Consider the following 14,185-nt stretch of genomic DNA (forward strand, 5'->3'; position numbering starts at 1 on the left):
ACGCAGTCTTCTAGAGCGCGCCGCATTTAAACGTAGCGTTTCTCAATTTAATATATTCTGTCCAAATGGCCCTGGAGACGCTACAGTAAAACTGGACACCATCAGATAGAAAGAGCGGTGCACAGATGATTTTGAGTCAAGTCAAAACCAAACGTTTTAGCGTGGTTTGGATATTGTGTTCATTGATCATTTTTTGCATTCATGTATGGTTCGTTTCCATCGGGCCTTGGAACTATCGCTTGCCCATTGGGTGAATGGTATTCAGTGGAAATCAGGCGTGTTCTCTTTGGGGATAATCCAATGATGATCACCTCTGATGAAACTCGCCTGATCCTGTTTTGGCATGTCAGTGCATCGTGTTTAATTGGCCTTGTTCTCGCACTTGTTACGCTGATGGCAATCAAACCTGCTAACAAAGAAAAAGTGTAACTAAAGCAGGTGTAGATAATATGAGTACCGAAAATTCCACGTACAACGGATGGGGCTTCAGTAGCGTAGGGCAGTCTCCCTGTAAAGACCGTAAAGATAGGTAACAGTCGTACGGAGACTTGGGTAACACTATTATTGTTCATTAGACTTTCTGAATACCTAATCTTGTCGTGCACACATTCTTAGAGGGATCTATTTCTTCACAGCCGGGCGAACCGTAAAGGGGTCAGACCCGAATCCAACGAAAGTACGTGCTATCTCAGCGATGCGTTTTCCCTGCGACTTCCTGCTCGCTGCGCTCGGCCCGGATTACATTCGGGCTCACCCCTTGTTCTCTTGATTTGGGTGTGTTATTCATTCACTGTTGGCGAGCCTGCAGTGCCACCTGGCATTAAGCAACAATACCACTTGAAACACGTTACAACTCGAGAGTACCATTCGGGGCAGGACTCCTACTTTTTTATGAGTCCAGCCGCCTTAAATTATTCCAGTGTACGATCCGACTTTAAAGTGGAACGACCAGCCTTGATTGAGGCAAATGCAGCGGTGGACCAGAGAGAATGGGACCATAATGAAACGTGAGCTTCGTCCGGTTGGGTTCTTCAATGAGTGTTTTGGCGGATCATCAGGGCCGGCGTTGATGGAGGCCGTCCGTCCGTCAAGCCATGCTGAAGAAAACGAAATGGCCTCATATCTTGACCAGGGCAAGGTGTTTGCCTGTATCATGGGCCAGGCCCGGGATGTGCTGTCGCCCGATCGTGAAGTTGCCGGAAGCGGCGCATGTCATATTCTGACGGATGGAGTCTGGGCATGGCCTGCTTTCCTGTCGCACTACCTGAGGAGGTATCATGTCGAATTGCCCGTGGAACTGTGGGAACAAGCAAAACGGAGAGCCTGGACGGTGCCCGTCGATATCGATCTGGCGGAATTGTCGCTTGAGTGATCGGCCGCCCCTGTTTGAACTCAGCATTGCTGCACACTGTACGCTACAGTCAATGGCTTAGATGTTCCGGGACTTCGGCTTTTTGCATCACGGTACTGGCTGGCCTGGGCTTTTTGCTCAGATACGAAAAGGGGGCAGACGCCGATTCGGTTGTCTCAGGAAGCGTAATACTTTTCCTATTCATGTTTCCTGCTCGCTGCGCTCGGCCCGGATTGCATTCGGGCTCACCCTTTTTTCTCTTGATTTGGGAGGGTTACTCAATCACTGTTGGCGAGCCAACAGTGCCACACAACGCCCCATGATTTGCGGTGTTGTTCTGGTTCCGTGGGGAGTCTGCTCTGGTGGGACGTCACCAGGCGGGCGGGCACATAGGCTCCGCCCCTACGGCTTCATTGAGAGGGGAAGCGAGAACCAGGTCGCGTTTCTTGATTTGAACTGGTTCGTGCCAATGACGCCTGACCGGGGCCAGGTAGTGTTTCTTAATTCGGATGGTTTATACCAAAGTCGTATCAACCGGGGCTAACGACCTGCGGCTCATTTTTCTTTTTTGCTGTCAGCGTGGGAAACTGAATAGAGATCAACACTCAAAACCTGAATTCAGCGATGCATTTTCTCTGTGACCTCCTGTTGCCTGCGGGAATCCCGGATTCCATCCCGGACCACCCGAAAATTACTTTCGCTGGTGACTGATCCCTGGAGAGTAGTGATCCAGGTTCATCTGTGTGGGGGAACGCCGATCGCTAGAATGGGGCTGGTTCTTTTGAATCGAATGTGGGAGCTGCTGCCTCCTGTGCTCGGCCCGGATTGTATCCGGGCTGCCCTGCGATTTTGTTGTGGGATCCTTGTGTGAGAGCACAGTTGGGCAAGCCAACTATGGCACCCTGTTTTTGTTGTGTTTCTGATGAATGGGAATCGCACTTTTCCCAATTGCCGGTTGATGAAGTATTGTAAATTGCCAGGCGGGCCGACACACGGGTCGGTCGCTACGTCTGGTGCGACCATTGCGAATTGCCTGCGGGGGTACCCTTTGTTTTTGATTGATCTGCTGTTCTCTGTTCTGCGGGACCTCTTTATAAAACGTGTTGATTGGTGGCTATAAGCGGCATTTATGCGTTAATAAGCGGTAAAACTTGACCGAAAATGGAGTGCTTCGATGCGCAGTGGTTTTTCAAATCGTGCTGAAACCAGAGGGTTTTATGGTGTGTTTGTGACATCGGTTCTAAATGTTCCCGTGAAAAAGTAGTGTTTGCTCGCGCGCGCGACGCATAACCAGGCATTCTGGCGAGGTGCTGGTGCGGGTCCAGTCCAGTCTGTTCAGTCGTCAGGGAGGATTTGTGAGGTGGGAAATGTTCAGAGCAGCGGCACTGGTGGGGAGTGAATCTGAAGTGGGAAACCGTTGGCTGATACAGCACTGTCGGGCAAGCCGATCAGTGGCACACCGACGAGATGCTGTACTTTTATGAAGAGTGATGATGTTATCAGGAATTGAAAGTGGAAAGCAGATTCTCATCTGACGCGAAAGGCATAATTGAAATAGAGCGTCGGATGACTCTGTTTTCCTCTCGCGAATTGTTGTTTGATTCAAAAATTGTGCGGGATATCCCCCGCTCCTGAATGGGGAAATCAGGAATAATTTGTGCAAATCTTCAGATATTTGTTTGAATACACCCACGGATCGACCATAGTGTATTTTTGTGTTACACGATAAGCACATTCACACCTTTTCCACAACATTGTACAGAGGGGCCAGGCATGTTGTTCATCACAAACAGAATCCCGGAAGAGGGGATCAAAACAGAAATCGGTCGCAGCTTTACCTTCGATCTCTTCAACGCGGATTGTTCTAAATCGGTTTTTTACTGTGAGAGAAAATCCAATGGCTCGATCACAGAAATTGGCAGCGCGGCCCTGCTCAAAAAAGTCAAAGAGGCAGAATACAAACAAATCTTATTGTACATTCATGGTTTCGCCAATCAGCCTGCAGACATCTTCAAAGCGGCTCAAGAGTTCCAGTCTCTGTGCGATAAAGCGAAGCGCAAAGAAGTCCTGGTGATCCCGCTTATCTGGCCTTGCAGCGATGAAAATTCGATCGCCTCCAACTACTGGGATGACCAGAAGTCTGCAGATGCGAGCGGCTACGCTTATTCCCGCGTCATCCAGAAATTTATTGAGTGGAGGAATTCTAAAGACAATGATCCGGAACTCGACCCCTGCCTGAAACGCATCAACGTGCTCGCGCACTCGATGGGCAATCGCGTCTATCGCGAAACCTTGTACAACTGGAATTATTACGATCTGGCAGACGGTGTGCCGCTGATCTTCCGGAATTCATTTCTGGTGGCAGCGGATGTCGTCAACGAAACATTAGAGCCGGGACAAAAAGGGGAGCATATCTGCAACGCTTCCCGTAATGTTGTGGTTTACTATGCTTCGGATGACCTGGCCTTAAGAGCCAGTAAAGGAGCCAACCTCAAGAATAAAATTGCCTCCCGCAGGCTGGGGCATAGCGGGCCTGAGGATCTGACCCTGGTTCCCAAGAATGTCTTTAGCGTCGACTGCGATGATGTGAACACGCAATACGACTACCCCAAGGGGCACACTTATTTTCGATCAGGTACGCGAAAGGGACAACCCGGCGTCGTGTTCAATCACATCTTCGAAGTTCTGCTGACAGGACGCGTCCCCGACAAGACCGGCCTGATCAACACCAGCATTCTTGAACCGGCTCGTACCACCTCGAAAAAAACAACGCGAAAAAAACGCACGAAGTCGAAGAAGTAGGATGACGCATGAAACAGGAGGGCAGACTCTCAATGTCTGTTTGAATTGAATTAACGAAGAGAGCAGGACGCAAAAACGATTGAGTGCCGCTTCCTTAAATGACTTCCTGACGGCATCCCAGAGAAAGATTGAGCTGAAACAGAATCGTCCACAGAGAATTTACAGATCGGAAAATACAAATGAAATTGAAACGCCACTTTTGTAATCCTGCTGTTCCCTGCCTTGTGCCTCCTGATCCCACGTTGATGCAGCGTTTATGGGGACGATTCAGAGAGCTGCAAAACCAAAAACGAATTCCCGAAAAGTGGGAGTTCCGAGATTATTTTTCCTACTGGTTATCACGACGCCGCGGGAGAAGTGTACCGGGCATCGATGATGGATTAATTACTGAAGTCAAAGACAAGCAGTTTGAAGAGATTGAAAAAATCAGCCGTCCCATGAAAAAGCTCTCGGGGACTGTCAAAACGATCGTATTACTTGTCGACTTCGAAGATCAGCCCCACGCCACGGAGAATACCCAGGGAATTTTCTCAGAAATGTTATTTGGGTCCCTCCCCTCAGGCAGTATGACTGAATACTACTGGGAAGTCAGTAACTCGATCGTTGAAATCGAAGGTGAAGTGCACGGCTGGTTCCGTATGCCCAGGCCCATGTCTTATTACACGAATGGAGGATCGGGAACGTTAACCACATTTCCGAGAAATTCGCAGGGACTTGCCCGTGACGCCGTTAAAATCGCACTGGAAGAGGGAGTTTCATTTGCAGGCTATGACGCCTTTGGCGAAAAAATTGTCACGGCCCTGTTCATTATCCATGCCGGTCGCGGTGCAGAGCAGACGGGGTCACCTTACGACATCTGGAGTCACAAATGGCAAATTCCCGACGGTGGCGTCATCGTCAATAAGACACCCAAAATTGTTGCTCAGACCTATCTCACTGTTCCTGAAGATTGTCAGGTTGGTGTTTGCTCTCATGAATGGGGGCACCTCGCTGCCCGTTGGGCTGACTACTATGACACCGGGGAAACGGGTAAGTCTCAAGGTCTGGGCATGTACTGTCTGATGGCAGCGGGATCCTGGGGGGAAGGCGGAAAGTCACCCACTTATCCCAACGGAATGCTGCGATCGTTTCACGATTGGGTTGATGTTCAGGTCGTGGATGACACAGCCGAAGTGGAACTGAAAGCAGCCAGTGAGGGGGGAGGAGTCATCATCATTCAGAACAGTGCAACGATGACGAACTCCCAATATGTCATCTGTGAATTCAGAAAAAAGACCAATATGGACCGGGCGTTACCCGATGAAGGACTGGCTGTTTTTGTCGTCGACGAATCCATCGAAAATGTGAATAACGAAGACTATCTTGCCATTGAGCTCATCCAGGCGGACGGAAAACGTCATCTGGCTAAAAGCGGTCATTTCGGGAATACCGGCGATGAAAATGACCTGTTTCCTCATAGAAAATCGAACGGGCAGATCGTCAGAACACTCGGCAAGACAACCAAACCGAGAATTAATTTACCCGATGGCACCTGGAGTGGGATCACAATTAAGGTGCTGGGATCACCATCGGATGATTTTTTGAAACTCAAGATCGACATCGATAATTGAGGATGTTTGAATCACTCGATAAACGCTAACAGTGAAAACAGGGGCTGGGCTCTTTGACACAAAACCTGCCCCCTGTTTGTTGAACGTTATCGACTCGCGGTTCCAGTACCACCAGGTAGACTCGTGACGATTTTTAAATAACAATTTTCGGTGTCATCATTGTGGCAGTTTTTTTATTTATGGCATGCTTGAGTTTGCTGTAGTAAATAGTAAAAACCGCTGGTTAAGCTTAGTTGTCTTCACTGCTGGTACACTGTATCTAATCAGGGCAATGTGGAACTTGTGGAAGTGAATAACGTGATGATAATCAGTCCCTGATACACCATTTTAAATCGATCTGAGGAGGAGGGTCATATGTCGCAATACAAAGAATCAAGGACGGTGCGTGCATTGTGCTATTTAGTGCCAGTATTGTTGATGGCTTATATTTTGAGCATTGGGCCAGTCGTTGTATCTGTGGAAGACTCGAAAGGGAATTTACCTGCTCAGTATCATGGGCCACTACGATCTGTCTATGCTCCCATCGTGTGGGTCATAGACAGAAACCATTATTGCCGAAAGGTCTATGCAGAGTATCATCAATTGTGCAGTCCCCATTATTGAACGTCTCTCGCATGGTCCACACTTGATGTCAATCAGAAATAAACAAAGATGTCAGGAATCATAATACATTGATTTCTTCGTCCAGAGATTTTAAGTACGATTTCTTTCTAAACTGCTGTCATCTGCAGATATGACTCGCACCCACCGCGGGTTCAGCTTCACTGTTGCCTGCGTTGCTTGAACTGTGATTGAAACTCACCTCGCGGGCACACAGGCTCCATCCCCTACGGCACTTTTAAGTGGGAGACCGGCAATGCCGCTGCCGTAAGCGGGGTGAGACCTGCGGTGGAGAGAAAGCGTGACTCGTATCTGGTGGTCCCATAAAATCTTGTTGTGACGGATGATCATGAACAGGCATGATGGAAACTCAGGCAACGCGAGAGTACCATGGACTCCTGTCGCCACTGGTGAGACAGGATCTGATTTCATCTGGAAATTGTTGAGTGACTTCCTGATTCCGACACATGCGACATGATTCTACAAATTTGAAAGGCTGCCACCATGAGATTCCCCCTGACGCTCACCGTCCTCCTGCTATTCACGATCTGTACTTCCCTACACGCCGGTTCGAAGGACACTCCCGTTGCCACCAGGGAGTTGCTGAAGGATTTCGCTCATCCGCCGGTGAATTTCACTCCGGGAGCAGAATCGAACTCCGAAGCACGAAAATACCAGGGGATCCCGACGATTGAACGCGCGCCAGGCGGTCGCCTGTGGGCGGGCTGGTATGCCGGTCCGATTCATGAAGACCGCTTTAACTACGTGATGGCGGCTACCAGTAACGACGATGGCAAGACGTGGAGCGATTTGAAATTTGTGATCAACCCCGACGGCGACGGACCACGGCGCGCTTCGGATCCCTGTTTCTGGCTGGACCCTGCGGGCAAGCTGTGGCTGTTCTGGTGGATGAACGGGGGCGACCTGAATGTGACGATGTCGATCACGACTGAGAATCCCGATGCGGAAAATCCAACCTGGACCAAACCACGGGCGTTGTTCCCCGGCGTGATGATCAACAAGCCGATCGTCACTAAAAACGGGGAATGGCTCATGCCGGCAGCGATCTGGCACCAGGACGACAGTTGTCGCGTCATGGTATCCCGCGATCAGGGTCGCACCTGGGCACTGCGGGGTGCCGCCAACGTTCCGAAGGACCGCCGGAACTGCGATGAACCGATGCTCGTCGAACGGCAGGACGGCTCTCTCTGGCTGCTGGTCCGTACATCCGGCCACGGGATTGGCGATGCGGTCTCCACCGACGGTGGTCGCACCTGGACGGAAGTGAAAGATCATCTGCAGCAAACCACTTCCCGCTTCCATATCCAGCGACTGGCATCCGGAAATCTGTTAATGATCAAGCATAACGGAATCGATGAACGCGGACGCGGGCGTAACCATCTGACCGCCTACCTCTCTGATGACGACGGCAAAACGTGGAAGGGAGGGTTGCTGCTGGACGCACGCGATACGGTTTCGTACCCGGACGCCACCCAGGCCCCTGACGGGACCATCTATGTGATTTATGACTGGAACCGGGCGGACGAGAAACACATTCTGCTGACGACGTTCACGGAAGCTGATGTTTTGGCCGGGAAGTATCAAAGTTCCGCGGCGCGTCAGCGCGTCCTCATCAACCACGCCACGGGGGTCAATCCCAAGCCCTGGCGGAAGAAGCAGCGGGTCACTTCTCTGAATAAGCATGCAAAAGCGGCCACCTTGATCAAGGAACCCGCCGCACAGCTGAAACCCGTCAAGGGTGAACTGCGCGACGTCAAACTCGGTGAAGCGATCTTCAGCAACCGCAGCTATACCTTCCATGACAAGTTGCCCCCGTTCCTGAAGGGCGGGCAATTTGTCTTCAGTCCGATGGAGCATACCGAAGTCGTCTGCACCACACCGGGCGTGGTCTACGTCGTGACACCGCTGCCGGACCGCAACCAAGACAGCGTGACGGACGAATTACAAAAGCAGGGGTTCGAGCTGGCTGCAGTTCCCGAATTCGTGCTGTTTCTGATGCCGGGCGGACGCGAGATCTCCGGCAACGTCTGTTCGGTCTATCAGCGCCGCGTCGCGGCAGGCGACCGAATCAAGTTCGGCAAATGGGGTGTCGTGATCACGAAACCGGAATGATCACACAACTCATCGACCTCACAAGTCGAACTTGATCAGCCCCTGGCGGCCGGCGGGGATCAGGACGTATCCGTCGCCGATGAAAGCCAGATCGGGATTTCCGGTGATTTTGAAGTGCCGTATTAATCGTGGCGTTTTCAAATCGGTGATGTCGACCAACGTGATCTCACCATCAATGCGATTACAGGCGGCCAGGATATTCCCCCTCACCGTGGGCTTCCCGTAAAAAGCGGGACCAGCGGGTATCCGGTAGACAGGCAGTTCGGAATCGTATTCACCTGCGCTGAGCGGCTTATAGAAGGAATACCCCCCATCGCGGGTGACGAGGGCATATTCGCCGCAGGCAGCATAGCCTCCGCGCCTCATAGCCGGTAACAGGCCGATGGGATCGGGCAGGTTCACAGGTGCGTCCCCGCTCAAGTCGGACATGAAGGTACGCCCGGCGCACCAGGTTCCGCAGGTGATGCGGTGATCGATAAAACCATTGCAGAGTTGTCTGTAATAGACCAGCCCACCCCAGCCGCGTACCTTTTCCGCCAAGCTGATCTCGTTCCCGTGGGAGAGATCCAGAATTTCGTAGCCGCTGCCCCCCGCATGCACGACCGCGAACTTGCCATTTGGAGCGACTTGCACCTGCCGAATCGGCCGATCGCCCGCATATGATTTCACGCGTTTGAGCGTCGCACCGTCCACTTCGTAACAGAGCAGGCCTTGCGCCCCCAAGGCGGCATAGAGGTGCGTCCCCTGCACTTGCACGTCCATGGCAACACCTGTGGTGGGATACTGCTTCAGCAATTGCAGTTTGTCGTCCAGAACATGAATTCCGTCGGAGCCGCAAGCTGCGTAAACGTATCCGTCCTGCTGCACGGCCGCGTAGACCTGTCCTCCCGGCCGATAGGTGGTAAGGTTCTTCAGGCCCAATGATTCGAGTTGCTGGAGGTCATGGAAATCACCTCTGGCGTTTAGTTTGTCGGCAGCGGCTGCTGGTTGCTGAATCTCTCTGACGAGATCGTCGTTCCTGAAAATGTGCAGGTCCGTGAACAGTCCCGTGAAATACAGGTAACCATCGACAGTTTCCAACCCGCAAACCGGACTGTAACAGACCTGTGCCGGGTCAAATGGAATGACCTTGGGCCGGGTTCCCGATTTGTCCTCCGTCGAAAGTTTGCGATACCCTTTTTCCCCCGGATGGCGGGGAACCCGAATCTGGGCCAGCTCTTTCGGCTGCCGCGGATCGGAAACGTCGAAGATGAAAACCCCGTTGTGCGTGTGATAGAGATAGGCGTACGGGAATGCGAGTTTCACCCGCCAGGTATCAGGCCAGCTATAGTAATACCGCCAGGCGAACTGCACGCGGGAGAGATGCCTGGGTTGAGCCGGGTTGGAAACGTCAAAGATTTCCATCCCGTTGCCGTTGCCGTAGCGTGGATCGTCCAGTGAATGCGCGGCCCCCGGTTGATGATGTCCGCAGGCGGCATAGAGAACTCCGTTCTCCACACACAGGCCGTCGCCGCGTCCATTGAGTTTGACTTCGGCGACCTGTTTCGGTCTGGCTGGATTGCGGACGTCACAGATCGCAACCCGGCATTCCTCCCAGGCCCCGGCATACAGGTAACCATCGGATACGACGCACGACTGTGCCTCTCCGACTCGTACCACAGAAACATGCCGCAGTTTCTTCGGATTCGAAACGTCTATGATTTCCACGCCGAACCAGCGCTGGGCGACAAAGGCATACTGGCCCTGCACATCGATGCCGGTCGCAAATTCGATGGAGTCATAGTGCGACAACAATTTCGGGGCCGACCGATCTGAAACATCGACGACGAACAAGCCGTCTTCCCGCGCTGTGATGTAAGCGACATCGTGGCGGACGACAATCTGCCGGAGGTTTCCCACGTTTTTGAGTTTTCCGACCACTTTCGGCCGGCCCGGATTTTTGATGGAGAGAATCACCAGATTGCGTTCCTGGAGCATGAACAGGCAGTCCCCGTCACGAACGACATCCATCCCCGGTCCGACTCCTGCCTCGGCAGTCGGATGCTGTTCATTTTCGAACTGGATCGTCACCGTATTGAACTCTTCGGCTGTGAGTGTGGCAGCAGAGAATAACACGATGGAGAGAAAGAACGCGCGTTTCATGTGGTCAAGAATCCTTGGGAATACTGAATTTGTCGGAGAGATCTCTATCAAATCCGCGACACCGGTTTGCTGTCGCCTTTTACCTCTGGTTGTACGATCATAGTCTGTCATCTGAATGCGGATATAGGGAACAGCCCCTGCTCCCGATTCGATCCATTATCCTCTTTTTTTATCTGATCGAGGTCAGTCTTCCGGGGACTCAGGTATCAGTGTTTCAATGACCGTATGTCCTTTCAATTTTTCTTCAAGCTCTTTCGGTGATAGATTAGAGGCACTTCCGTTTCTAAACAGGGTTGCATGTTTTCCTTCAGAGTTTGGTTTCTTCAAATATGCCAGAATTTCCGGACCTTTCAGAATCACTGTTTCTTCCGAGAAAGTGACATTAACTGTATCCCCAGCCTGATTTCCAGAAAAATCGGTGAGGTCAAAAAACATGAGCTTCAGTTTGCTTAGCCGCGCGAGGTCATTTGCCCTGGCTGCAGACTCATTTCTCACTTTTACAAATACCCAGATAATGACACCAAGAACCATAACAAAGAGCAGTAAATCGATCACTTTGTTTCGCCGACTGCGATTCTTGTCTTGTTCTTGATGTTCCTCCGAAGGCTCCGGTTGTGGAAGATCTACTTCATCATTCATGACTGATTCCTGTGTAAACTGGAACGTAAAAGGGGGCAGGTCCTGTTCCTGATCACTTCTTATTATTTGATCTCAACGCGGTAAGACCTAAATTCTCCTTTGCCGCGATAGCTGGAATGCCTGAAGTCAAAAGAAATTGTAATCCAGGAGCCTGAATCACCCCTGATCTGGATACACGAAAAAAGCCTTCCGCTGATGATCTGATAATGTGAATCCGTGACGGGTACTGATATGATCGTAACTGGCGATCCTGATTTCAATCGAGCTTTTTCACAACTTCAGCCACAAAGCAGAAAAGAGTCAATTATGCTGATTCGACGCATTTTTTTAGCAGCGCTGGGAGCCGTATTTTATCTGGCTGCGACGGGAATCTCCTTCGCAGCCAAAGCGGAGACCTCGGGGAAACCCAACATCATTCTGGTGATGGCTGATGACCAGGGTTGGGGAGATACCGGCTATAATGGTCACCCGTTTGTCAAGACGCCGGCCCTCGATGCGATGGCAAAGGACGGGTTCGTGTTTGACCGCTTCTATGCCGGTGCGCCGGTCTGTTCATCGACCCGTGCCAGCGTGATGACCGGGCGGAATCCGAATCGGGCCAAAGTCACCAACCATGGCCGCTACATGCGCCCGCATGAGCAGACCATCGCTGAAACGCTGAAAGCGGCCGGATATGTCACTGGCATTTTCGGCAAAGCGCATCTGGGATCGGGACAGCCCGACTCGCCCTGTAATCCGAGTGGGATGGGATTCGATGAATGGGTGATCGGCCTCAACTTTTTCGACAACGATCCCTACCTGAGCCGAATGGGCAAGATCGAGCATCGCAAGGGAAAGGGCTCGGTCATCCTGATGGACGATACGCTCGACTTCCTCAAGAAACACAAGGACGGCGATCAGCCGATCTTTACGGTCGTCTGGTTCCCTTCTCCGCACGCCCCGCACGCGGAAGTGCCGGAAGGCCCCAGCCTTTACAAAGGCAAACCGCAGGCGGCGTACTACCGCGAGATCACGCTGCTGGATCAGCAGGTCGGTCGTCTGCGACGCGCACTCCGGGACATGGGCATGGCGGAGAACACCATCGTCTGGTACTGCAGCGATAATGGCGGGCTGAACAAGGAGACGTCCGGTGGCCGTGAGAAAAAGGGGAGCATCTACGAAGGAGGCCTGCGGGTGCCGGGGATCATCGAATGGCCTGCAAAAAAACTCAAAGGTCGCACCTCAGTCCCTGTGGCGACCTTTGATATCTATCCGACTCTCCTGGCGATGGCCGGGGGGGATTTATATGCGCCGCATCCGCTCGATGGCATGGACGTGAGCGGCATCATTGCGGGGTCAGTTAAAGAACGCGGTAAGCCGATGGGGTTCTGGCACAAATTACAGGGCGGGCAAGGCACCCGGAGCGACCAGATTCAGAAAGCGATCATGGAGAAGCAGCAGGCCGGTGCCCCCTTACCGCATGATCCCGTCAGAATGCGCAAAGATGTCGACGAATTCCCACAATTCCCAGAAAACACCACGACCGGGCATGCCGCCTGGACGGACTGGCCCTGGAAGCTGCATCGCATCAACGGTACCAGATTTGAACTCTACAATTTGAACGATGACCCGATGGAGACAACCGATCTTTCCCAGGATCCAGAACAGGCCCAACGGGTGAAACAGATGCAGCAGGAGTTGGATGCCTGGATGCGGTCTGTGATCCGCAGCATTAATGGAAAAGATTATCAGGGAAGGAAGTAAAAGGGGGCGCCCTTGGCCTGATTTTCACCGTTGGTCGAGCCAACGGTGCCACCCGCCGCCCCTACTCTGACGGGCACTGTCGGACAAGCCGACAGTGGCACACGCCCCTGCGGCTCTATTGAATGGCAGCGGAAGCGGAGATGTCGTATTAGTTACTGGGGCGAATGAACTCCATTTGATTTGCTGCGATTCGCAGGATGCCTTATTCCCTGGAACCCTTTGGACCGTCAATCGTGTTCAGACGCAGCATCGAAAGATAATGTGGACCACCTGTTTCGCGCGGCAAGAAAACGGCAAACAGTTCGATGCCATCTCCCATGAAATTCAAATCTGTGATAGTAGATTTCCGGTCCGTTGTTGCTCTGTCGTCATCCAGGACACGTTCAAAGGTCTCGAAGTCACAGTCTTTGAGTTTGTCACGAATGTCTGCCAGATCATCGACAAAGTTCCGATTCGCACATTCTGGCTGCTTGAATTTTGTGTCGAAAAATACACGGTCGATCGTGTCGTACGCATCCGACCAGACTTGCAGTTCATCGTAGAACCAGATTTTGCACCGTTCATCAAGTCCATATTCCCTCCACAAATCGGTGAGCATAATCGTTGGGTCTCCATAGCGCTGCGCCATGCTGGAAAATGAACCACCGATCTTCGCTGCACCGATCGCGCGTTGTTCCAGGATCTCTCGAAGAACCGTTTCCGTTGTGCTCATTCAACTACTCCCATCTTGATATAAGTAGTTTCGTGCCGCCCCCATTTTCATTTGGGGAGAAATCAAAGGGCTGAGGACTCAATCCATTTTCATTCCTATCCCATAGATCATCCACACATTTCCAAGCGGTCTGTTTTATATTCAGAGCGGCTTGTAAATCATGCGTGCACCGTAGAGGTACCAGCGTCTTGTATCTGTCTGCCAGCCGCGGAGGGTGAATAAGCCGCAGCGCCAGTAGTGATCGAATCCGCCGCCGTGCACGTAACAGGTCGCGCTATTACTCAGGTAATAGTAGTCGCCGAAGTTGTGGTTTCTCAGTGTGTCGCTGCCGAGACGGGGAGTCGTCTGTGCATGCGGCACCGCGTCCACGCCCTGATTGACGTAATCCAGGGGCAGTGCCAGCAGCGGATGTGCCGGATCGAAGGTCAGGTTCTTCATATAATTCCGCTCGCG

General features: G+C 52.0%; 10 protein-coding genes. 6 read left to right on the forward strand and 4 right to left on the reverse strand.

The window, feature by feature from the left end; genetic code table 11:
- The first annotated feature begins 300 nt into the window (after positions 1-300).
- From Enr10x_RS30535 to Enr10x_RS16230, 5 genes are all read left to right on the forward strand, one after another.
- Positions 301-429, forward strand: coding sequence for a hypothetical protein (locus Enr10x_RS30535; protein WP_261343237.1), 129 nt, complete (start codon positions 301-303; stop codon positions 427-429).
- Between the two features lie 571 nt (positions 430-1,000).
- Positions 1,001-1,372: a hypothetical protein gene (locus Enr10x_RS16215; RefSeq protein ID WP_145450686.1), complete on the forward strand. Its 372-nt coding sequence runs from the start codon at positions 1,001-1,003 to the stop codon at positions 1,370-1,372.
- A 1,752-nt stretch (positions 1,373-3,124) separates the two neighbouring features.
- Positions 3,125-4,153 (forward strand): alpha/beta hydrolase, encoded by a 1,029-nt coding sequence (locus tag Enr10x_RS16220; protein WP_145450687.1) that lies wholly within the window; start codon positions 3,125-3,127, stop codon positions 4,151-4,153.
- A 179-nt stretch (positions 4,154-4,332) separates the two neighbouring features.
- Positions 4,333-5,763, forward strand: coding sequence for a M6 family metalloprotease domain-containing protein (locus tag Enr10x_RS16225; protein WP_197997243.1), 1,431 nt, complete (start codon positions 4,333-4,335; stop codon positions 5,761-5,763).
- Positions 5,764-6,867: 1,104 nt separating this feature from the next.
- Positions 6,868-8,496: a sialidase family protein gene (locus Enr10x_RS16230; protein WP_145450688.1), complete on the forward strand. Its 1,629-nt coding sequence runs from the start codon at positions 6,868-6,870 to the stop codon at positions 8,494-8,496.
- An 18-nt stretch (positions 8,497-8,514) separates the two neighbouring features.
- Here the strand turns inward: Enr10x_RS16230 and Enr10x_RS16235 are convergent, their stop codons facing one another.
- Positions 8,515-10,638, reverse strand: coding sequence for an LVIVD repeat-containing protein (locus Enr10x_RS16235; RefSeq protein WP_197997244.1), 2,124 nt, complete (start codon positions 10,636-10,638; stop codon positions 8,515-8,517).
- Positions 10,639-10,821: 183 nt separating this feature from the next.
- On the reverse strand, positions 10,822-11,277 hold the full coding sequence (locus Enr10x_RS16240; protein ID WP_145450690.1) for a hypothetical protein: 456 nt from the start codon (positions 11,275-11,277) through the stop codon (positions 10,822-10,824).
- A gap of 306 nt (positions 11,278-11,583) precedes the next feature.
- Here Enr10x_RS16240 and Enr10x_RS16245 point away from each other — a divergent pair, with 306 nt between their 5' ends.
- Positions 11,584-13,020, forward strand: coding sequence for a sulfatase-like hydrolase/transferase (locus tag Enr10x_RS16245; protein WP_145450691.1), 1,437 nt, complete (start codon positions 11,584-11,586; stop codon positions 13,018-13,020).
- Positions 13,021-13,222: 202 nt separating this feature from the next.
- Here Enr10x_RS16245 and Enr10x_RS16250 read toward each other — a convergent pair whose 3' ends face one another.
- Both Enr10x_RS16250 and Enr10x_RS16255 read right to left on the reverse strand, forming a co-directional pair.
- A complete protein-coding gene (locus Enr10x_RS16250) occupies positions 13,223-13,732 on the reverse strand; it encodes a hypothetical protein (protein ID WP_145450692.1) in 510 nt (169 codons plus the stop codon).
- Positions 13,733-13,873: 141 nt separating this feature from the next.
- Positions 13,874-14,170 carry a hypothetical protein gene (locus tag Enr10x_RS16255; RefSeq protein WP_145450693.1) on the reverse strand — a complete coding sequence of 99 codons (297 nt, stop codon included), beginning with the start codon at positions 14,168-14,170 and terminating at the stop codon, positions 13,874-13,876.
- Positions 14,171-14,185 lie beyond the last annotated feature (15 nt).

This window comes from Gimesia panareensis, from assembly GCF_007748155.1.
In the GTDB taxonomy this organism is placed as follows: domain Bacteria; phylum Planctomycetota; class Planctomycetia; order Planctomycetales; family Planctomycetaceae; genus Gimesia; species Gimesia panareensis.

What these genes read in the sequence shown, in the direction of transcription:
- Enr10x_RS30535 (WP_261343237.1), top strand. Translation starts at nt 301, where the DNA reads ATGATGATCACCTCTGATGAAACTCGCCTGATCCTGTTTTGGCATGTC.
- Enr10x_RS16215 (WP_145450686.1), top strand. Translation starts at nt 1,001, where the DNA reads ATGAAACGTGAGCTTCGTCCGGTTGGGTTCTTCAATGAGTGTTTTGGC.
- Enr10x_RS16220 (WP_145450687.1), top strand. Translation starts at nt 3,125, where the DNA reads ATGTTGTTCATCACAAACAGAATCCCGGAAGAGGGGATCAAAACAGAA.
- Enr10x_RS16225 (WP_197997243.1), top strand. Translation starts at nt 4,333, where the DNA reads ATGAAATTGAAACGCCACTTTTGTAATCCTGCTGTTCCCTGCCTTGTG.
- Enr10x_RS16230 (WP_145450688.1), top strand. Translation starts at nt 6,868, where the DNA reads ATGAGATTCCCCCTGACGCTCACCGTCCTCCTGCTATTCACGATCTGT.
- Enr10x_RS16235 (WP_197997244.1), bottom strand. Translation starts at nt 10,638, where the DNA reads ATGAAACGCGCGTTCTTTCTCTCCATCGTGTTATTCTCTGCTGCCACA.
- Enr10x_RS16240 (WP_145450690.1), bottom strand. Translation starts at nt 11,277, where the DNA reads ATGAATGATGAAGTAGATCTTCCACAACCGGAGCCTTCGGAGGAACAT.
- Enr10x_RS16245 (WP_145450691.1), top strand. Translation starts at nt 11,584, where the DNA reads ATGCTGATTCGACGCATTTTTTTAGCAGCGCTGGGAGCCGTATTTTAT.
- Enr10x_RS16250 (WP_145450692.1), bottom strand. Translation starts at nt 13,732, where the DNA reads ATGAGCACAACGGAAACGGTTCTTCGAGAGATCCTGGAACAACGCGCG.
- Enr10x_RS16255 (WP_145450693.1), bottom strand. Translation starts at nt 14,170, where the DNA reads ATGAAGAACCTGACCTTCGATCCGGCACATCCGCTGCTGGCACTGCCC.